At 33.1% G+C, this 19,964-nt stretch carries 14 protein-coding genes, 1 tRNA gene and 2 pseudogenes; all 17 read left to right on the top strand.

Translation table 11 applies throughout. The annotated features are described in order from the left end of the window. Window positions 1–12 precede the first annotated feature (12 nt). Complete coding sequence (kdpB, locus tag IGM13_RS02260) at window positions 13–2,043, top strand: potassium-transporting ATPase subunit KdpB (protein ID WP_002377969.1); 2,031 nt, start codon at window positions 13–15, stop codon at window positions 2,041–2,043. 13 nt (window positions 2,044–2,056) lie between these two features. Continuing rightward, window positions 2,057–2,587 carry a potassium-transporting ATPase subunit C gene (locus IGM13_RS02265; protein WP_002377970.1) on the top strand — a complete coding sequence of 177 codons (531 nt, stop codon included), beginning with the start codon at window positions 2,057–2,059 and terminating at the stop codon, window positions 2,585–2,587. Window positions 2,588–2,655: 68 nt separating this feature from the next. Beyond that, window positions 2,656–5,226, top strand: a complete 2,571-nt coding sequence (locus IGM13_RS02270) for a sensor histidine kinase (RefSeq protein ID WP_002382887.1) — start codon at window positions 2,656–2,658, stop codon at window positions 5,224–5,226. Between the two features lie 11 nt (window positions 5,227–5,237). Continuing rightward, the gene (locus IGM13_RS02275; RefSeq protein ID WP_002358569.1) at window positions 5,238–5,927 is read left to right on the top strand and encodes a response regulator transcription factor; all 690 of its coding nucleotides are present in this window, start codon (window positions 5,238–5,240) and stop codon (window positions 5,925–5,927) included. A 1,631-nt stretch (window positions 5,928–7,558) separates the two neighbouring features. After that, window positions 7,559–7,632: transfer RNA gene (locus tag IGM13_RS02280), tRNA-Ile, on the top strand. A gap of 2,369 nt (window positions 7,633–10,001) precedes the next feature. Continuing rightward, a complete protein-coding gene (locus IGM13_RS02285; RefSeq protein WP_156189865.1) occupies window positions 10,002–10,271 on the top strand; it encodes a hypothetical protein in 270 nt (89 codons plus the stop codon). A 12-nt stretch (window positions 10,272–10,283) separates the two neighbouring features. Next, window positions 10,284–10,544, top strand: a complete 261-nt coding sequence (locus tag IGM13_RS02290) for a PTS sugar transporter subunit IIA (RefSeq protein ID WP_002358571.1) — start codon at window positions 10,284–10,286, stop codon at window positions 10,542–10,544. Window positions 10,545–11,014: 470 nt separating this feature from the next. Then, entirely contained in the window at window positions 11,015–13,468 is a 2,454-nt protein-coding gene (locus IGM13_RS02295; RefSeq protein WP_430598722.1) for a hypothetical protein, read from the top strand. A gap of 77 nt (window positions 13,469–13,545) precedes the next feature. Further along, window positions 13,546–13,650 (top strand): LPXTG cell wall anchor domain-containing protein, encoded by a 105-nt coding sequence (locus IGM13_RS02300; protein WP_002377972.1) that lies wholly within the window; start codon window positions 13,546–13,548, stop codon window positions 13,648–13,650. A 413-nt stretch (window positions 13,651–14,063) separates the two neighbouring features. After that, window positions 14,064–14,783 carry a metal ABC transporter ATP-binding protein gene (locus IGM13_RS02305; RefSeq protein WP_002377973.1) on the top strand — a complete coding sequence of 240 codons (720 nt, stop codon included), beginning with the start codon at window positions 14,064–14,066 and terminating at the stop codon, window positions 14,781–14,783. A gap of 1 nt (window position 14,784) precedes the next feature. Beyond that, window positions 14,785–15,627 (top strand): metal ABC transporter permease, encoded by an 843-nt coding sequence (locus IGM13_RS02310; protein WP_002358574.1) that lies wholly within the window; start codon window positions 14,785–14,787, stop codon window positions 15,625–15,627. Next, on the top strand, window positions 15,624–16,574 hold the full coding sequence (locus IGM13_RS02315; protein ID WP_002377974.1) for a metal ABC transporter substrate-binding protein: 951 nt from the start codon (window positions 15,624–15,626) through the stop codon (window positions 16,572–16,574). Before IGM13_RS02310 ends, IGM13_RS02315 begins: the two co-directional genes overlap by 4 nt. 14 nt (window positions 16,575–16,588) lie before the next feature. Further along, window positions 16,589–16,822 (top strand): metal-dependent transcriptional regulator, encoded by a 234-nt coding sequence (locus tag IGM13_RS02320; RefSeq protein ID WP_002297302.1) that lies wholly within the window; start codon window positions 16,589–16,591, stop codon window positions 16,820–16,822. Between the two features lie 330 nt (window positions 16,823–17,152). Further along, the gene (locus tag IGM13_RS02325) at window positions 17,153–17,737 is read left to right on the top strand and encodes a TetR/AcrR family transcriptional regulator (protein WP_071621209.1); all 585 of its coding nucleotides are present in this window, start codon (window positions 17,153–17,155) and stop codon (window positions 17,735–17,737) included. A gap of 129 nt (window positions 17,738–17,866) precedes the next feature. Next, on the top strand, window positions 17,867–18,535 hold the full coding sequence (locus IGM13_RS02330; RefSeq protein ID WP_086269736.1) for an energy-coupling factor transporter transmembrane component T: 669 nt from the start codon (window positions 17,867–17,869) through the stop codon (window positions 18,533–18,535). A 1-nt stretch (window position 18,536) separates the two neighbouring features. Next, a pseudogene (locus IGM13_RS02335) lies at window positions 18,537–18,992 on the top strand (ABC transporter ATP-binding protein); the annotation flags it as partial. Window positions 18,993–19,382: 390 nt separating this feature from the next. Continuing rightward, window positions 19,383–19,961 (top strand): annotated as a pseudogene (locus IGM13_RS02340) (ATP-binding cassette domain-containing protein); the annotation flags it as partial. Between the last annotated feature and the right edge of the window lie 3 nt (window positions 19,962–19,964).

Here is a 19,964-nt window from a genome sequence, read left to right on the forward strand (position 1 = left end):
GAGTGAGTAAAAATGAAAAAAATCTATCAATGGGCAGTGGGACAATCCTTTAAAAAATTGGATCCACGCCAACAAGTTAAAAATCCCGTGATGTTTGTCGTTTATTTAGGTGCGCTCATCACTACAATATTATGCTTCTACCCAATGGGTATACCGTTATGGTTTAACATTTCAATAACCATTTTTCTTTGGTTGACTTTGCTTTTTGCGAATTTTGCTGAAGCTGTTGCAGAAGGACGAGGAAAAGCACAGGCCGATAGTTTGAAACAAGCAAAAAAGGAAGTCATGACTTATAAAATTAACAGTTTAGAAGATATCAAAGAAGAGAATTTCATTGAATTACAGTCTTCTGATTTAAAGCGAAACGATTTGGTCTATGTACGTGCAGGAGAGCAAATCCCAGCTGATGGTGATGTAATCGAGGGGGCTGCATCAGTAGATGAAAGTGCCATTACTGGCGAATCAGCGCCAGTAATTCGTGAATCTGGTGGGGATCGCAGTGCGGTTACTGGCGGAACAACCGTCGTTTCCGATTATTTAGTGATTCGTGTTACCTCGGAAAACGGTCAATCCTTCTTAGATAAAATGATTGCCATGGTAGAGGGAACTCAACGAAAAAAGACTCCGAATGAGATTGGTTTGCAGATTTTCTTGATTACTTTGACCATTATTTTCTTAACTGTATCAATTACTTTAGTCCCATTTACTGATTTCAGCAGTCAGTTATCTGGTAAAGGAGAAGCTTTATCACTGGTTATTGTGATTGCTTTACTAATCTGTCTGGCGCCAACGACGATTGGGGCCTTAATCTCTTCGATCGGGATTGCAGGTATGAGCCGCTTGACGAAGGAAAACGTCATTGCCATGAGTGGTCGTGCGATCGAAGCAGCTGGTGACGTGGATGTTCTTTTACTCGACAAAACAGGAACCATAACATTGGGAAATCGACGAGCAAGCGATTTTTTGCCAGTCCATGGTGTTAGTGAAGAACAGTTAGCGGATGCGGCGCAATTATCTTCTTTAGCTGATGAGACAGCAGAAGGTCGAAGTATCGTGATTTTAGCAAAAGAACGTTTCAACTTGCGGGAAAGAGAATTCCAGCAATCAGAGGTTAAATTTATCGATTTCAGTGCCAAAACACGCATGAGCGGAATTGATTATCGCGGTGACGTGATTCGCAAAGGTGCCGCAGACACCATGAAAAAATATGTACAATCTAAAGGAGAGGACTATCCATCTGAATGTGACAAGATTGTTGATAAAATCGCTCGAGCAGGTGGAACACCTCTAGTAGTTATAAAAAATAATCGTGTGATGGGTGTCGTCTATTTGAAAGACATCGTTAAGAATGGTGTAAAGGAAAAATTTGCTGATATGCGTAAGATGGGTATCAAGACCATCATGATCACTGGGGATAACCCCTTAACAGCGGCAGCGATAGCAGCGGAAGCTGGAGTAGATGATTTCTTGGCAGAAGCTACCCCAGAAAATAAAATGAATCTGATTCGCGAGTATCAAGAAAAGGGTCACTTAGTTGCAATGACTGGTGATGGGACAAACGATGCACCAGCATTAGCGCAAGCCGACGTTGCGATGGCGATGAATACAGGAACACAAGCCGCGAAGGAAGCGGGGAACATGATTGATTTGGATTCCAGTCCAACAAAATTGCTGCAAGTCGTACAGATTGGGAAACAATTGTTGATGACTCGCGGCGCGTTAACTACGTTTAGTATCGCAAATGATATCGCTAAGTATTTTGCGGTGATTCCAGTACTATTTTACAGTATTTATCCGCAACTGGATCGATTGAATATTATGGGATTAGGTAGTCCACTGACTGCGATTCTATCCGCTGTCATTTATAATGCAGTCGTTATCGTGGCCTTGATTCCACTAGCATTAAAAGGTGTGAGGTATCAAGAAAAACCGGCCAGTCAAATTTTGAGTCATAATCTGCTGATTTATGGACTTGGGGGAATTATTGCACCATTTATTTTTATCAAGATTATAGATCTGATTCTCTCGCTGATCATTTTATAAAGGAGTAGAAACAATGAAAAAAAGTATTCTAGGCAGTTTGCGTTTTTTGATTTTTAGCCTGATCGTTTTTGGTGGGCTATATACCGTTGCAGTTACTGGCATTGGTCAATTGTTCTTTTCAGATCAGGCTAACGGCAGTAAGGTTTCAGTGAATAATCAAGTTGTTGGTTCAAAGTTGATTGGGCAAACTTTTGAACAGGCAAAATATTTTTCAGGACGTAGTGAGGAAGTTAGTCAGCTATCACCTGTTTCGGCGGAGCAAAAGCAATTAGTTGAGAAGCGCACCGTTGCAGAATTGGAAAAAAATCCAGCAGAGAAAAAAGTTCCGAATGATCTCGTGACAGCATCTGCTAGTGGTGTGGATCCGGATATTAGTTTGGCAGCAGCTCATTTTCAAGTTGCCCGAATTTCTAAAGAACGTGGCTTGTCTCAACAATCAATTCGTAAACTCATCGATAAACATAGCCAAAAAGATTGGTTTTCAGACCGATTTTATGTCAATGTTTTGCAGTTAAACCTAGCATTAGATAAACTAGGAATATAATATAGAACAATTCTCTAACCAAAAATGGTTAGGGAATTGTTGTGCATACAAAGAGAGGAGAACTGTTGATGCAGACAACAGAAGAAATGCAATCTGGCGATGGACGCCGAGGTCGATTGCGGATATTTTTTGGATTTGCGGCTGGTGTTGGGAAAACCTACGGTATGTTGACAGAGGCTCATGAATTATTGATGATGGGAAAACATGTTGTTGTCGGCTATATCGAACCTCATGATCGTCCAGATACCAATCGATTATTAGAAGGATTACCGCAAATTCCTCCTAAGAATATTTTTTATAAACAAATGGTTTTAACAGAGCCGGATATTGATCAAATCATTCAACAGAAGCCCGAAATCGTGTTGATTGATGAACTGGCTCATTCCAATGCGGAAGGTTCTCGAAATCGTAAACGATACCAGGATATTGATGAACTGTTGAATGCAGGAATCGATGTTTTTACTACGGTCAATGTTCAACATATCGAAAGTTTGAATGATATCGTTGAAGAAGTTACCGGAATTGAGGTCAAGGAAACGGTGCCGGACACTTTTCTACGGCAAGCGACAATAAGAGTGATTGATGTGGAGCCCGATGAGCTGATCGAACGACTTGAACAAGGAAAAATATATGCGAATGAAAACGCGAAACGTGCCTTGAAAAATTTTTTTATTCCACAAAAATTGGACCAATTACGTGGATTAGCAATTCAGCGAGCGTCGGATCATATTAATCGAATTAGTGGAAAGACAATTGGGATACAAAGTAAATTATTGACGGTGGTGAACGATGCCTTTCCAAAAATGACCGAAAAATGTATTCGCTGGACAGCACGTTTAGCGCAAGGCCTAGTTGCCGATTGGACAGTGATTCAAGTTCGTACGCAAGAAAATACACCAACGAACATTCCTTTAGCCGATAAATTAGGTGCGGAGGTTATTAGTATTGAAGAGGATGATAGTTTTGAGACGATTGTCGAGTTCGCAAAAATGACGGGTGTTACTGATATTATTATGGGGAAAAATCTAAGGCAGCCGTGGTATGAAAAAATCTTTATTGAAGCGTTTGATGATCGCTTGTTAAAACGATTGAAAGATACGGAACTTCATTTAATTCCTTTCAATGAAGAAAAGCGGTCTTTATTTTTTAAGACTCGTAAAGTCATTGAGGGTGGCGGAAAAGATTTAGTGATTGCAATTGGTGGTGTTTTTCTAGCGACGGTCGTGACGGAATTGATGCAATATATCCACGTTGGCGATCAAAATCTGATGCTTATTTATATTTCATTCGTATTATTAGTCGCTCGAACGACATCCGGTTATTTTTGGAGCTCATTATCCTCTATTTTAAGTGTTTTGTCTTTTAACTGGTTTTTTGTCGAACCATTATATTCTCTGACAGTATATAAACAGGGATATCCTTTTACTTTATTGCTCATGCTAGTTGTTGCCCTGATGAGCAGTAATTTAATGATTCGATTAAAGAAACAAGCAGATACTTCTATGAAAAAAGAGCACCAAATGGAAATTTTGTACGAATTGAACAAACGATATGTTTTAGTGGAAAGTCGAAAACAAATTCTTGATATTTCTGCCACTTATTTATCAAGATTATTGGAACGAGAAGTGATTATTTTTGATCGTCAAGTGAAGACAGAGAGTGTTCATTGTATCAACGAAAAAAAATCAATATTAAATAATGAAGACGAAGCAGCTGTAGCCTTTTGGGCAGCAAAGAACCAAAAAGAAGCTGGGAATGGTACAGACACACTAAATGGAGCTAAAGGATTCTATTTGCCGATTGCTGCAGGCAGGAAGACGTTGGCGGTATTAGGCATTGAACGAAATGCAGATCTTGATTTGGAAAATGATCAGCTCAATTACTTAAAATTGGTGCTGACTCAAATTGCGGTCATCTTGGAACAAACAGAATTGAAAGATGAGAAAGAGCAAGTTGAGTTAGAAAATGAACGGGAAAAAGTCCGCAGCAATTTATTACGAGCCGTATCTCATGATCTGAGAACACCATTAACTGTTATCTCAGGGATTGCTGAAACATTAGGCATTGGAAATGATTTAAAAGAAGAGACACAGCGAAAATTATTAAAGGATATTCAAGAAGAGTCACAATGGCTGATTCGGATGGTTGAAAATCTTTTATCCATCACGCGAATCAACATGGATACTATGAAGGTTAATAAAACTGCTGAACCAGTAGAAGAGGTCATCGAGGCTGTTTATAAGCATTTGAGGAAGGTCTATCCAGACGGCCAAGTGGATATTCACCTGCCAGAAGAGGTCATTTTTATTCAAGCGGACCCCATTTTGATTGAACAAGCGTTGTTTAATCTGATAGAAAATGCGTTTCGTCATGGAGAAAATGATCTACCAGTCAAACTAAACGTCTATCAGGAAAAAGAACAAACAGTTTTTGAAATTGAAAATCACGGCGAAATTCCATTAAAACAATTTCAAAAGATCCAATCAAACTTGTCCGGCACAAATGAAGTACCGGTTGACTCAAAAAATGGTTTAGGAATCGGATTGAGTATTGTAAAAACAATCGTCCATGCGCACAATGGTAAAATGGAAATGACGATAGGTAGGGGCAAAACATTGGTTCGAATTTATTTGAAGTGAGGGGAAGAATTATGAAGCAATCCATTTTATTGATTGAAGATGATCCAAATATTACGGATTTTATGGAAGTTGTTTTGGGACAGGAACGCTATCAGTTAACGATTGCTAGTACTGGAATGGAGGCATTGACTGCTTTTCAAACAACATCGTTTGATTTAGTTTTGTTAGACTTAGGATTACCAGACATTGATGGGATTGATTTGTTAAAAATCCTTCGCAAGCGAATGCATTTGCCCATCATCATTATTTCTGCTAGAAATAATGAAGAGGAGAAAGTTAAAGCGTTGGATTTAGGTGCGGATGATTATGTAACTAAACCATTTGGAACGAATGAATTACTTGCGAGGATTCGTACAGCTTTGCGCCATCAAAACGTTCAAACGGAATCACTAACTGTCGTGGAAAACAAAGACTTGAAAATTGATTTCGAAAAACAGTTAGTTTATAAAAAGGGACAAGAAATCCATCTTACAAAAAACGAATATCGAATTTTAGCGCTGATGTTTCGTCAGTTGGGAAAGGTAGTTGCGTATCAAACCTTGATGACAAAAGTATGGGGCCCCTACAGCAATGACTCGCAGACATTGCGGGTGAATATGTCTAATATTCGTAAAAAGATCGAAAGTAATACATTGAAACCAGAATATTTGATAACTGAGATTGGAGTGGGCTATCGTTTGCGGGATCATCGTTTGGAGTAATAAAAGATACAACAAACCGGAGTACTCTTAAAACGTATCAAGGATAAAGCAATCCTGTATTAATATGTTTTTTATGTTCTCGAAATCGATCATCCCTAGTTCATTAAAATGATTAAATTTTTCAAGAAACAAAATATAGGGATTTTTACAAAAGATTGAATCTATATTAAATGCGCTTAAGAGAATTACAGTTCTGTAGTGCTCCCCCAAAGTTAGACCTAGAAATCTAACTTTTGAGTTTTTTTGTATGGCAAAATAAAATTTTGAATTTAAACTTAAATTTGTTCTCAAATAAACAAATGGATTAATGTCTATAAAGACTTGGTGAAAAAGGACTACTTCGTAGTCAAAAAAGTAAGAATTATTCTGTTCAATTTAAGCTAGATGCGATAAAGTTGTCCTATTAAGAAGTTGCTAATCTTTTAAAAACGAACAATCCATCATTGATTGCGAATTGGCTTAGAACGTATCGGAAGTCTAGCGTAAGGGACTCTCTAAATAGAAAGGGTGTCCACCTACCATGTCTAAGAAGAAACGAAATGAACCCAAAACATTATAAGTGAACTATCTCAAGTAGAAAAATTAGAAAAAGAAAATAGAATGTTAAAAAGTGAGAATGCCTATTTAAAAGAGTTGAGCAGACTGCGTTTAGAGGACGAATAAAAAATGGACGAATCAAACGAATTATTCATAGTTTCCAAGGACAATTTCGATTAAAAGTTATTCTGGAAACCTTAAGGTTTCCAAATATCACTTACATGTACTGACAAAAACGTCTCGACAGAACAGCTCTAACACAAATAATCGAAGAAGAAATTCAAGTGATTCGTAAAAAAAACATAGGCATTGTACAAGAATTTGGATAAATCTACCTTCCAACAAATTCTTAACACTAACTTAGTCACGAGTTAGTGAAAAGAGTATCAATCTTAACAAAGTTATTCTTGAAAAGAACGGGTATCTTAGTTGGTACCTGTTCTTTTTATATGATAGATATTGAAATTTAAGGATAAAATCTTTAAAATATGGATATCTTTTAAAGATTTTATAATTGACCTTCTTATGAGAGATATCTTGTTCAAAAGAAGGGAGCTCCTATCTTTTTCCAAGTTTTAAGTAGGAGTTTTTATATGTAATACTTTGCTTAGTTTAAAGCTATCGTATTATATGAAGAAAATACTTATTAAGGTATCATCAATTATGAATGTAAAAAAGAAAACTATTTTTATAAATAATTTATATAAAAAGTATTGCATTAAAAAATAGGTTGTTTTAAAATAAAGTTGTCATCATAGTATGACTCTTTTCGATAGAATCTCCTATTGGAAACGATATGGATTCTTTATTGAAAAAGAATGTTGGAGTAATGATTCCCTAACAGTATTTTACAATTACTTTTTTATTTGCCGCCTTTCCCCAATAAGGCGGTATCTTTTTGCATAAAAATATTGAATTAAAATGGTATTGTCTACGTACGCACTTTTGGACATTTTCACATAGATCTCCTTTTTACCGAGAAGGTGGCCATTTTTTTGTTGAAAATTGAAAATGAGTAAAGTAATATTATTATATATTAAGCTATAACTATAACCAGTAAGAACTATTTTACCTTAATAAGCTAGCTCTTGCTTGGACCATTAGCTCAGCTGGTTAGAGCAAACGGCTCATAACCGTTCGGCCACAGGTTCGAGTCCTGTATGGTCCATAAAATATTTAGTGAGTAACAAGGAGTATTTCTCATTTGAGAGATAAGCCTTGTTTTAGTTGTAGTAATCCACCTTTATATATTCGAAGTTGGATATCATTTGAAAACCAAATTAGTGATACTCAGACTTTTTTAGTTAATATCAAAATCATAAAATCTCTATTTGACAGTGTTTGTTCACGAAAAAATAAAAAGAGTGTTCATTTATAACTTCTTGAAAGAGGAAGGTTATTTGTCTTAAATGAATTTATAGGATAACGGTTCTTAGTATAGAATGTAAAAAAAGCCAGCCAGTATTTGGCTGGCTTCTGTGGTAAAGCGCAGCCGTTTTCCGCCAGTTGCACTTTAGGTGCGTGTTAGCACTTGCTTCAATAAAGAATTAAGAATTACTATTATTATGCCATAAAAGAAAAACTTTGAATAGATATGGATAGCAAAAAACCAGTGAATAAAATTCGACTGGCAAGATAGATTTTGGATAGAATTCCTTGAGGAAAAGTTAGAATTATTATGCCACCATGGAGGAATAGTTGCTATGATGTTGCTATCAGAAATTGATTACAAAAAGACAAAAGTAATGTTCATCGATTATAAAAAATGTTGAATTTTACAACGTATGTGATGTGTATAAGTACATTTGCAATCTCCTATATTATTTGATATTCCACTTTGTGAATGTTAATGGAGCATAGATTAATTGGTAGAGCAGCGGTCTCCAAAACCATCAGTATAGGTTCAATCCCCATTGTTCGTAGCATTGCTACTTAAATAAAAGAATCGCCAATAGATGTTTCTGCTGAATTCAGGATGAGTCACTAGATTGCAAGTGTTCCTTTTTTATTTGGCAGAAGAATGAAGAATTATGTATAATAACTTTTGCAGAAAAGTGAAAAGATAATGGCTAATCTCTTGAATAAAGGGGTGATGCCTATGGTTCATAGCTTTATCTCTAGATGTAGTAGACATGTCTGGATTCGAAATATTATTGCTAATGGTTGCATTCGTAACGCTAGTTTTGCTGGGGATAGACCGTATGAACACAAAAAATAACCATCTCACTTGACGGGGCGTAGCTGGTTATTAAAACTAATTTATGACAGTAACCGTCTTTTTAACGGTTCTACATAAGGATATGTTAATAGCACATTTTTTTCTATATATATTATACCATGTAACAAAATAAATTCATTCAAGATTACTCAACATAAGTGAGTGGTCTTTTTTGTGAATAAAAAAGCCACTAGGACAGGGAACCTAGTGGTCAGGGTAGCAAATATTATTAGTCGTAAGTGTACAATAAAAATAATTTTTATAGGAATATTTAATCAACATCATAATACTATTATTATAAGGAGTTGCTACTCAGAATTATTATATCAAATACTAAAATAATTTTGCAATAAAAAAGTTATACACTAAAAAGCCACTAGGCTGTGGGCCCTAGTGACTAGGTAGCAAGCATTTTCAATTGGAGTTTTACACAAAATTTGAGGATTATTATAATACTTATCTGAATCGATAAATTATCATATATATAGGGAGTTGCTACCCAATGTTATTTTAGCAGAAAGCAATTTACTAAATCAAGTACATAGAATTTAGAGAAAGTAAAGAAATACATATGTTAACAAAGGATTAGCTAGAAATGTGGTGAGGCCATGGCAAAATATACAAAGTGGCTAACTGATGAAGGATTAATTAAAATTGAAAGGGTGAGCACGAGAGGGTCTCGCAGATGAACGAATAGTACAAAATATTGGGATTAAAAGACCAACCTATGATTGAAAAAATAAATATTCTGACATTACTGACACCCTAAAAAGAGAAAAAGAAGTTGTAGATTGCCAAGTGGAAAACGCACTATTTAAAAGAGGTGCAGGCTATGAATACACCGAAGTTACAAAAGAACTGACAGAAAATGGGATAAAAATCACAAAAAAAGGTTACAAAACAATTGAATTATATTGAGATTTAAGGTTTTTAATGGAAAGCATGTCACTTTTAAATTTTTGATCTGAAGGCATAGCATAGAAAATTATTTTAGAAAATTTTGTGTAGCCAACAGGAAAGCATCAAAAACGCGATCTTCAAAAGTATGCTGCATGTGTTGTAGTTAACTTATTACCATTTGGTGGCGTTGTTTGGGATATACTTAATTGTGAAAATCTAATGCAGGTTTTAATTAATCCGTTGCAATGAAAAAAAAATTATGGTTATGATGTTAAAATACTTTTAGATGTAGGGAAAAGAAGTTTAACTCCTGAACAATTTGCAAAATTCAATGCTTTAACTATTGCAGCTGGTATAGCAATTACTGCTGTGGCTTATTAGGGAATTAATTAGTTGAGCGGTTATGTGAGTATATACGATTGTTAGAAGAAAAAATAATATCATTTTTAAAGTTTTTAAAAGTTAACCCTCAGAATAATTGTTTTACATGTTATAGTTATTCACACCCTATTTTAAATAGTCTTCCTTTTAGCCTTTTGGTGCAGTGTTTTGAGATAAAGGACTATTCTGCTTTAGGGTTGGATTCTGGATATTTATTTACAATAGAAGCTGAGAAAAAATGCTATTATCATATTGCTAACGTAACAGGAAATGATTTTTCTACTAGAAATTTTTTCGAACGGTATTGAAGGAACAATAAATTGAATAAAATACTGGAAGAAACAAGTGACATACGAAATATTATTATATTAATAGACCTAATGGGAGGAACACCTGCAAATGTAACTATGATCAAAGCAAGTATGGATAGAAGAATTCAAGTAGTAACTGGAATGAATCTAAGAATGGTATTAGAATCTTACTTTAAAATTAATGAAGAAAAACTTGCTGAGCATTTAATAGAAATAAGTATAAGTAGTATTAAAATACCTGAGATACAGATTAGTGGCGGAGAAGAGTAATTATGATGTAATAATCTTAGCAGCGGTGGGGTGTGATCTATATACAAATATTAATATTTGTGTTAAACATTTTTTTGATATAAGAATGTTGTCCAATCAAATTCTAGAAATATTTTAGACTATAAAATTTATTATACGGGGAAAATACAACTTTTTAGCTAATAAAGATGAAATTGCTTTTTAGCTATCTGAAAAATAATCGAGTTAAATTTTATATTAATCTATTTTTGACACTTAAATAAAATGAACCTTCATTTTTATTGACATTCTTAAAAAAATTTGTAAAATTAGTTTCCACAAAACGTAATCATTACGTTTTGTGGAAACTAATTAGAAAGGAGATAGGGACATGTTTTTATTCAATATAACAATGTTTTCCTTTTGTAGTATTAAGAATTAAAGTAGCTAGAATGTTAAGATAAAAACTATTTTTTTGAGCTTAATAAATAGAATTTAAGGAGAATGATATTATGAAATCAAAGATAATTCTTGGCGGTTTGCTACTATCTACAGCAGCTTTAGTTTCACTACAATCCCCACAAATTACTAGTGCAGAAAGTTTAACAAATTCAGCAGAAATTATAGTACCGCTCAGTTTAAAAGTAAAAGCACATTACACAAATGGATTACCACTTGAAGCGGGAAAAGAAGTACGCTTAAGAAATTTAACAGATGGATCAACAGAAGTAATTAAGAAGCAGGTAGACGCTAACGGAGAAGTTGTATTTACTGAGCAAGATGGTATAAAAAAGGAAGTAAATTATGGTATTGAAACAGATGGAGTAAGAAATGGCTATACAGTAAGATATGATCTTGGTGGAGAAAAAGAAAAAGACATAACAGTCAATTTACCCGGAGCAGAATTACCACTTAGTTTAAAAGTAAAAGCACATTACACAAATGGATTACCACTTGAAGCGGGAAAAGAAGTACGCTTAAGAAATTTAACAGATGGATCAACAGAAGTACTTAAGAAACAAGTAGACGCTAACGGAGAAGTTGTATTTACTGAGCAAGATGGTATAAAAAAGGAAGTAAATTATGGTATTGAAACAGATGGAGTAAGAAATGGCTATACAGTAAGATATGATCTTGGTGGAGAAAAAGAAAAAGACATAACAGTCAATTTACCCGGAGCAGAATTACCACTTAGTTTAAAAGTAAAAGCACATTACACAAATGGATTACCACTTGAAGCGGGAAAAGAAGTACGCTTAAGAAATTTAACAGATGGATCAACAGAAGTAATTAAGAAACAGGTAGACGCTAACGGAGAAGTTGTATTTACTGAGCAAGATGGTATAAAAAAGGAAGTAAATTATGGTATTGAAACAGATGGAGTAAGAAATGGCTATACAGTAAGATATGATCTTGGTGGAGAAAAAGAAAAAGACATAACAGTCAATTTACCCGGAGCAGAATTACCACTTAGTTTAAAAGTAAAAGCACATTACACAAATGGATTACCACTTGAAGCGGGAAAAGAAGTACGCTTAAGAAATTTAACAGATGGATCAACAGAAGTACTTAAGAAACAAGTAGACGCTAACGGAGAAGTTGTATTTACTGAGCAAGATGGTATAAAAAAGGAAGTAAATTATGGTATTGAAACAGATGGAGTAAGAAATGGCTATACAGTAAGATATGATCTTGGTGGAGAAAAAGAAAAAGACATAACAGTCAATTTACCCGGAGCAGAATTACCACTTAGTTTAAAAGTAAAAGCACATTACACAAATGGATTACCACTTGAAGCGGGAAAAGAAGTACGTTTAAGAAATTTAACAGATGGATCAACAGAAGTACTTAAGAAACAAGTAGACGCTAACGGAGAAGTTGTATTTACTGAGCAAGATGGTATAAAAAAGGAAGTAAATTATGGTATTGAAACAGATGGAGTAAGAAATGGCTATACAGTAAGATATGATCTTGGTGGAGAAAAAGAAAAAGACATAACAGTCAATTTACCCGGAGCAGAATTACCACTTAGTTTAAAAGTAAAAGCACATTACACAAATGGATTACCACTTGAAGCGGGAAAAGAAGTACGCTTAAGAAATTTAACAGATGGATCAACAGAAGTACTTAAGAAACAAGTAGACGCTAACGGAGAAGTTGTATTTACTGAGCAAGATGGTATAAAAAAGGAAGTAAATTATGGTATTGAAACAGATGGAGTAAGAAATGGCTATACAGTAAGATATGATCTTGGTGGAGAAAAAGAAAAAGACATAACAGTCAATTTACCCGGAGCAGAATTACCACTTAGTTTAAAAGTAAAAGCACATTACACAAATGGATTACCACTTGAAGCGGGAAAAGAAGTACGTTTAAGAAATTTAACAGATGGATCAACAGAAGTACTTAAGAAACAAGTAGACGCTAACGGAGAAGTTGTATTTACTGAGCAAGATGGTATAAAAAAGGAAGTAAATTATGGTATTGAAACAGATGGAGTAAGAAATGGCTATACAGTAAGATATGATCTTGGTGGAGAAAAAGAAAAAGACATAACAGTCAATTTACCCGGAGCAGAATTACCACTTAGTTTAAAAGTAAAAGCACATTACACAAATGGATTACCACTTGAAGCGGGAAAAGAAGTACGTTTAAGAAATTTAACAGATGGATCAACAGAAGTACTTAAGAAACAAGTAGATGCTAAAGGAGAAGTTGTATTTACTGAGCAAGATGGTATAAAAAAGGAAGTAAATTATGGTATTGAAACAGATGGAGTAAGAAATGGCTATACAGTAAGATATGATCTTGGTGGAGAAAAAGAAAAAAACATAACAGTCAATTTACCCGGAGTAACGAAAAATACAAATTCTAAACAAAGTTCGGATAGTAAAGCTAGTGATAAACAAGCTAACTCTAATCATCCTTCTATTTTTTTTAATAACAAAAAAAATTATCTAATCTAAATTATAATAATAGCAATGAAAAAAGGAAACTAACGAATCAAGAAAAAAAGAAAGAAGATAATCGAAATAAAAATACTATGGAGTTACCGAAAACTGGAGAAAAGTATAATGGTCTTCCCATGTATTTAGGATTATTCACGGTAATTGTAAGTATTATAGGGCTGAAAAAAAATAAATTTTAATATGGGAAGTATTACTATTTATCTAATTCAATTTGAACAATTTAAATTATGAAAATCAATAAAGAGAACATTTTAAGTTGTTAAGTTAATTAAATTTCGATTGGAAGCATAGTTGAATAAGCCTAACATGTTACGAAAGGATAAATAACCTACTTTTCATTTCTAGAAGAGAATGTCTTGATGCTCATAAACAAATTCAGCTCCCTATCCACTTCAAGCTTAATTCTTTTGTATACAAATAAAGTAGTTTTAGGAGAGTGTTCTCATTAGAGAACGCTCTTTTTCAAATAATTTTATCATCCTAATCTTCAACAACAGAAAAAATCCAAATTTAAAAATTTAGGCTTGACTAAAATATTATTTTTGTGTACCATACAATCGTGATAATCATTATCATTTAGAAGGAGAAAGTTATGTTAGAAGTGAAAAAGCTTACTGTTTGTTATAACGATTTTTTAGCATTGAACGAGATTTCGTTAAAAATACAAGAAGGTGCTTTAACAGGTATTTTTGGTCCAAATGGTGCTGGAAAATCTACTTTGCTTAAAGCAATGTTAAATATTATCCCTCATCAGGGAGAGGTCTCCATTAATAATGAAGATATCAATAAAAAACTGGTAAAGATTGCATATGTAGAACAAAAAGCTGATATTGATTTTACTTTTCCAATAAAAGTAAAAGAATGTGTATCTATGGGAACATATGCCGGAATGAAAGTTTTTCAAAGAATTAAAAATGCAGAATGGCAAAAAGTTTCAAAGGCTTTGGAAAAGGTCGATATGGGAAAATATTCTAATCATCAAATAGGAGAATTATCTGGAGGACAATTTCAACGTGTACTTTTAGCAAGATGTCTTGCTCAAAATGCGGATTTTATATTTTTAGATGAACCATTTGTAGGGATAGACTTAGTTAGTGAACGAATAATTATGGATACGTTAAAAGAATTGAAACATCAGGGAAAAACAGTGCTAATTGTGCATCATGATTTAAGCAAGGTAAAGAAGTATTTTGATAATATTATTCTTTTGAATCGAAATCTAATTGCTCACGGAAGTGTAGAATCTGTATTTAATGAAGAGAATTTAAAAAAAGCCTATGGAGATACTATATTTATTGGAGAGGGGGAATAATATGCTTCAAAATTTTATTAATGGTCTGTATGACTTTCACTTTTTACAGAATGCTCTAATTACATCTGTAGTTATAGGGATTGTTTCTGGAACAGTAGGTTGTTTTATTATTTTAAGAGGAATGTCTCTTATGGGCGATGCTATTTCTCATGCTGTTTTGCCAGGAGTAGCAATTTCTTATATTTTAGGCATTAACTTTTTTATTGGTGCGATTGTATTTGGTCTATTAGCTTCTATCATTATTACTTTTATAAAAAGCAATAGTGTAATAAAAGGAGATACAGCAATTGGTATTACTTTCAGTTCTTTTTTAGCACTAGGAGTTATCCTTATAGGTGTTGCAAATAGCTCAACCGATTTATTTCATATCTTGTTTGGAAATATTTTAGCTGTACAAGATATTGATAAGTGGATTACAATTGGCGTTTCTGTTTTAGTGTTGGTTATAGTAGTTCTATTTTTTAAAGAATTATTAATCACTTCTTTTGATCCATTAATGGCAAAAGCAATGGGGATGAATGTCAATTTTTATCATTATCTATTGATGGTTCTATTAACTTTAGTAGCAGTAACAGCTATGCAAAGTGTAGGAACTATATTAATTGTTGCAATGTTAATTACGCCAGCAGCTACAGCATATTTATATGCAAATAGCTTGAAAACTATGATATTTATTTCTGCAACAGTCGGAGCAAGTTCATCATTGCTTGGATTATTTATTGGTTATAGTTTTAACATAGCCGCAGGATCAAGTATTGTTTTAACAGCGGCATCCTTATTTGTAATTAGTTTTCTAATCTCACCAAAACAAAAATTTTTAAGAAAGAAGGAGAGATCGTTATGATGAGAAAATGGAAAGTAGTAGTGGGAAGTCTGGGAATGTTGATTGCTCTTTTTATATTCGGGGCATGTTCAACAAATAGTAAAGACAAAGATACAGTGGCTTCGAACGAAAAATTAAAGGTAGTAGTTACTAATTCGATTTTAGCAGATATTACTGAAAATATAGCAAAAGATAAAATTGATTTACACAGTATCGTACCTATTGGGAAAGATCCCCACGAATATGAACCTTTGCCTGAAGATGTTCAAAAAACTTCAAAAGCAGATTTGATTTTTTATAACGGTGTTAACTTGGAAACTGGAGGAAATGCTTGGTTTACAAAATTAGTAAAAAATGCGAACAAAGAGGAAAACAAAGACTATTTTGCAGCAAGTGATGGCATAGATGTTATTTACTTAGAGGGTCAGAGTGAGAAAGGGAAGGAAGATCCCCATGCTTGGTTAAATTTAGAAAACGGTATTATTTACGCTAAAAATATTGAAAAACGGTTAGCGGAAAAAGATCCTGATAATAAAAAATTCTATAAAGAAAATCTAGATAAGTATATTGAAAAGTTGGATTCTCTAGACAAAGAAGCTAAATCTAAATTTGCTTCAATTCCGAATGATAAAAAAATGATTGTTACAAGTGAAGGATGCTTTAAATATTTCTCGAAAGCGTATAATGTGCCTTCTGCTTACATTTGGGAAATCAACACTGAAGAAGAAGGAACACCAGATCAAATAAAACACTTAGTTGAAAAATTACGCACAACAAAAGTTCCCTCCTTATTCGTAGAAAGTAGTGTGGACGATAGACCGATGAAAACAGTATCAAAAGATACCAATATTCCTATCTATTCAACGATTTTTACTGATTCAATTGCAGAAAAAGGACAAGATGGTGATAGTTACTATGCGATGATGAAATGGAACCTGGATAAAATTGCTGAAGGCCTTTCGAAATAATTTGGAGGGTAGGTATGGTACAAATTAAAACAACTACTATACTAATTTATTTACTAGCAATTCAGGAATTATCAAAAAGAAAAAAGAAATTAAAAAATAATGATTTAGCAAAAGTTCTAAGTGTTAGTCCAGCATCTGTAAGTGAGATGCTGGCTAAACTTAGATATGAGGACTATTTAGATATAGGATTTCAATTAACTGATAAAGGGAAAAAATTTATTGACGATTACAAAAAAGGTTTTAAGTAAAAGACTTTATTTTTAGGGAGGATAAGAAAATGGCTATTGGAGTGATTATGATAGGACTTATCCTAATAGCTGGATATAATTTTTTTAAATCTTTCTCGGATTATTTTAGAAAAGGTGAATGATTTAGATGAGTCTATTAATTCTTGTAGGATTGCTTTTTGTATCAGTTATTTTGCTCTTTCTCATTAGTTTAGCTCTAAGGAATGAGTTCAGTAATAGACGTTAACGATTGAAACTTCAAGTCCTGTGTAAGATAATATAGTTAATTCATCTTATTAGGAGGAAGTACCCATAGAAACCAGAGATTATATTACAACTCACCAAAAATTAATAGAAAGTGGACTAAGCCATTTTGAAAAAGAAGGATTTCAGCAAACTAAGATAAGGCAACTGTGCTTGACCGCAGGCGTAACTACGGGTGCTTTTTATAAACATTTTACTTCTAAGGAAGCGTTATTTGAAGAAATTATTCAGCCGCATATTAATGCGCTTATTAACATGTATAATGAAGAGTTTGCCAAATACCTCTTAAACTTAGAAAATATAGATATAGAGAAAAGTTGGAGAGAGAACTTCAATGAATTAGATCCATTTATTAATTATATTTTTGAGAATAAACGTATATTCGATTTGGTTTTATTCCAATCAGCTGGAACCAAATATCAAGATATTGTTGAAAAAATTACATCATTTGTGACAAAAAAGACAGTCTGTTGTCTAGATAAGTTAAAGACTATCGGAATGATCAATCAAAATTTAGTCTTTAATGAAGAAGAAATCCACTTCTACATTTACTCATTCTACGCTACATTCTATGATATATTGAAGCATAGCTATTCAAAAGAAAAGACTATGCTATTAACCAGAAGATTGTATCAATTTTCTGTTCCTGGGTGGATTGAATTACTGAGTTAATTAAAAAAAGCTTGCATTGAGAATTGTTCTCAGTTATGCTTTTTGATAAGATCGCACTGTTATCTGAATAACGGTGCATTTTTATCAGCTTAAGATAACAGTGCGATCTTATTTTTTGGAGGTGAAAGAGTGTCAAAAATCAATCCGTTAACCTTGATTACTTTAAATATTTTTTTCCCAGTCATTATTTTTTTAGGAAAGGGAAATATATTTCAAGTGGGGTGTTTCATTATTGCTACAGTTTTAGTATTGATGTTTCGTAAAATAAAGACATGTATTTATTTCATCTTGATTTATTCAGTTCTGTTTTTAGCAATGAAAATTATTGATGCTATCAAGATAGAGTTTTTTACTATTTTTTTTGGGACATCCTTATATATTGTATTTCGAATGTTGCCGGTCGTAATGATTTCATGGTTGTTGGTTAGTGTCTATACTAGCAATGAATTATTATCCTCTTTAGAAAAAATACATTTACCGAAAAAAATAATGTTAAGTATTACAGTAGTGATCAGATTCTTTCCGACTTATCGTTCTGAAATAAGAATGATTAAAGAATCTTTAAAAATGAGAAACATTCGCTTGTCTTTTTTTCAGCCTCTGCAATATTTGGAATTTCTGTTAGTTCCCGTTCTTATACGTGCAACTATGATTGCTGAAGAAATGACCGCTAATGCAATAACAAAGGGGATAGAATCTCCTGTGAAAAGAAGTTCTTACTATAAAACAAACATGAGCTTATTAGACTATACCATCCTGTTTTCCGTTACTATTTTTTTCTTAAGTATTTTGATTTGAGGTGAAAGAATTGTTTGAATTTAACAATGTTTCTTTTTCATATAAGGATGTTAAGGAACAAGCGCTTGTTGACCTTAATTTTTCAATAAAAAAAGGTAGTCTTACATTGATTACTGGTTCTTCTGGGAGTGGGAAATCCACACTATTAAAGTTAATGAATGGACTTATTCCAAGACTTTATGACGGAAAATTGGTTGGGGAAATTTTATTTGAAAATAACTCGCTACAATCCTTAACACAAGAAAGTATATCAAAAAATATTGGCTACGTAAGTCAAGATCCTAGAGGACAATTCTTTACAACAAATACAACGAGTGAGTTAGTATTTTCGATGGAAAACTTTGGATTTACAAAAGAGCATATGGATAAAAGAATCAATGAATTAGCTGAATTATTAGATCTTTCAAATATATTAGATAAAAACATTTTTTCGCTATCAAGTGGTGAACGGCAGAAAATTTCTATTGGATGTAGTTTATCGCTAAACTCTAAATTAATTATATTGGATGAACCGTCTTCAAATTTGGACTTCCAAGCGACTAAGAAACTTGCTGACTTACTTTGTGATTTAAAAAATAAAGGATTTACTATTGTTATAGCTGAACATCGTTTTTATTATTTGAAAGAATTAATTGATCAAGTTCTATTTGTTAAAAATAGAACTGTAAAAACTACAACTATTCAGTTGTTAAAAACTGAAAACAATAACGCATTAAGGAAATTTGACATTTTTAATAGTTCGATTGAAGTTCCCTATATCGAAAAGGCAAGTGCAGATGTATTAAAAGTTGAAGAAATTACTTATGAAAATATTCTAAAAGACATAAATTTTGATGTCAAAGTTGGAGATGTTATTGGTTTGGTAGGGAAAAACGGTGTGGGGAAAACAACCTTACTAAGAATACTCATGAAGATTATTCGCCCTACCAAAGGAAAGATAATCGAAAATAAAAAAAATTTGTCATCGCCGTTTTTAGTAATGCAAGAAATGGATTACCAATTTTTCACAGAATCAGTGAGGAGCGAGTTAGCCCTGGGGAATGAAATAGTTAGTAAAGATCAGCAAGAAAAAATTTTAAAAAAAATGGAACTTTATAAAATGAAAGATCAATTACCGTTTGATTTATCCGGTGGAGAAAAACAAAGATTATTGGTTTCTATAGCTTCATTGTCAAAAACTAATTTATTTCTATTTGATGAACCTACAAGTGGGTTGGATTATATCAATATGGAAAGGATTGCTGACCTTATTAAAGATTTAAAAGAAAAGGGTGCAGTAGTCATAGCCACTCATGATCCGGAATTTCTTTATAAAACATGCAATAGAATTATTTATTTAAAAAATGGTGGAATAAAAAAAGATATAAAACTTAGAGTAGAAGATTCAACTTTGATAGAACAGATTTTTAATGACATAACGAAATAGAAT

Source organism: Enterococcus sp. DIV0561 (genome assembly GCF_050539875.1).
GTDB lineage: Bacteria > Bacillota > Bacilli > Lactobacillales > Enterococcaceae > Enterococcus > Enterococcus faecalis.

What these genes read in the sequence shown, in the direction of transcription:
- IGM13_RS02315 (WP_002377974.1), top strand. Translation starts at nt 15,624, where the DNA reads ATGATGAGAAAATGGAAAGTAGTAGTGGGAAGTCTGGGAATGTTGATT.
- IGM13_RS02270 (WP_002382887.1), top strand. Translation starts at nt 2,656, where the DNA reads ATGCAGACAACAGAAGAAATGCAATCTGGCGATGGACGCCGAGGTCGA.
- IGM13_RS02265 (WP_002377970.1), top strand. Translation starts at nt 2,057, where the DNA reads ATGAAAAAAAGTATTCTAGGCAGTTTGCGTTTTTTGATTTTTAGCCTG.
- kdpB (WP_002377969.1), top strand. Translation starts at nt 13, where the DNA reads ATGAAAAAAATCTATCAATGGGCAGTGGGACAATCCTTTAAAAAATTG.
- IGM13_RS02320 (WP_002297302.1), top strand. Translation starts at nt 16,589, where the DNA reads ATGGTACAAATTAAAACAACTACTATACTAATTTATTTACTAGCAATT.
- IGM13_RS02295 (WP_430598722.1), top strand. Translation starts at nt 11,015, where the DNA reads ATGAAATCAAAGATAATTCTTGGCGGTTTGCTACTATCTACAGCAGCT.
- IGM13_RS02275 (WP_002358569.1), top strand. Translation starts at nt 5,238, where the DNA reads ATGAAGCAATCCATTTTATTGATTGAAGATGATCCAAATATTACGGAT.
- IGM13_RS02310 (WP_002358574.1), top strand. Translation starts at nt 14,785, where the DNA reads ATGCTTCAAAATTTTATTAATGGTCTGTATGACTTTCACTTTTTACAG.
- IGM13_RS02305 (WP_002377973.1), top strand. Translation starts at nt 14,064, where the DNA reads ATGTTAGAAGTGAAAAAGCTTACTGTTTGTTATAACGATTTTTTAGCA.
- IGM13_RS02300 (WP_002377972.1), top strand. Translation starts at nt 13,546, where the DNA reads ATGGAGTTACCGAAAACTGGAGAAAAGTATAATGGTCTTCCCATGTAT.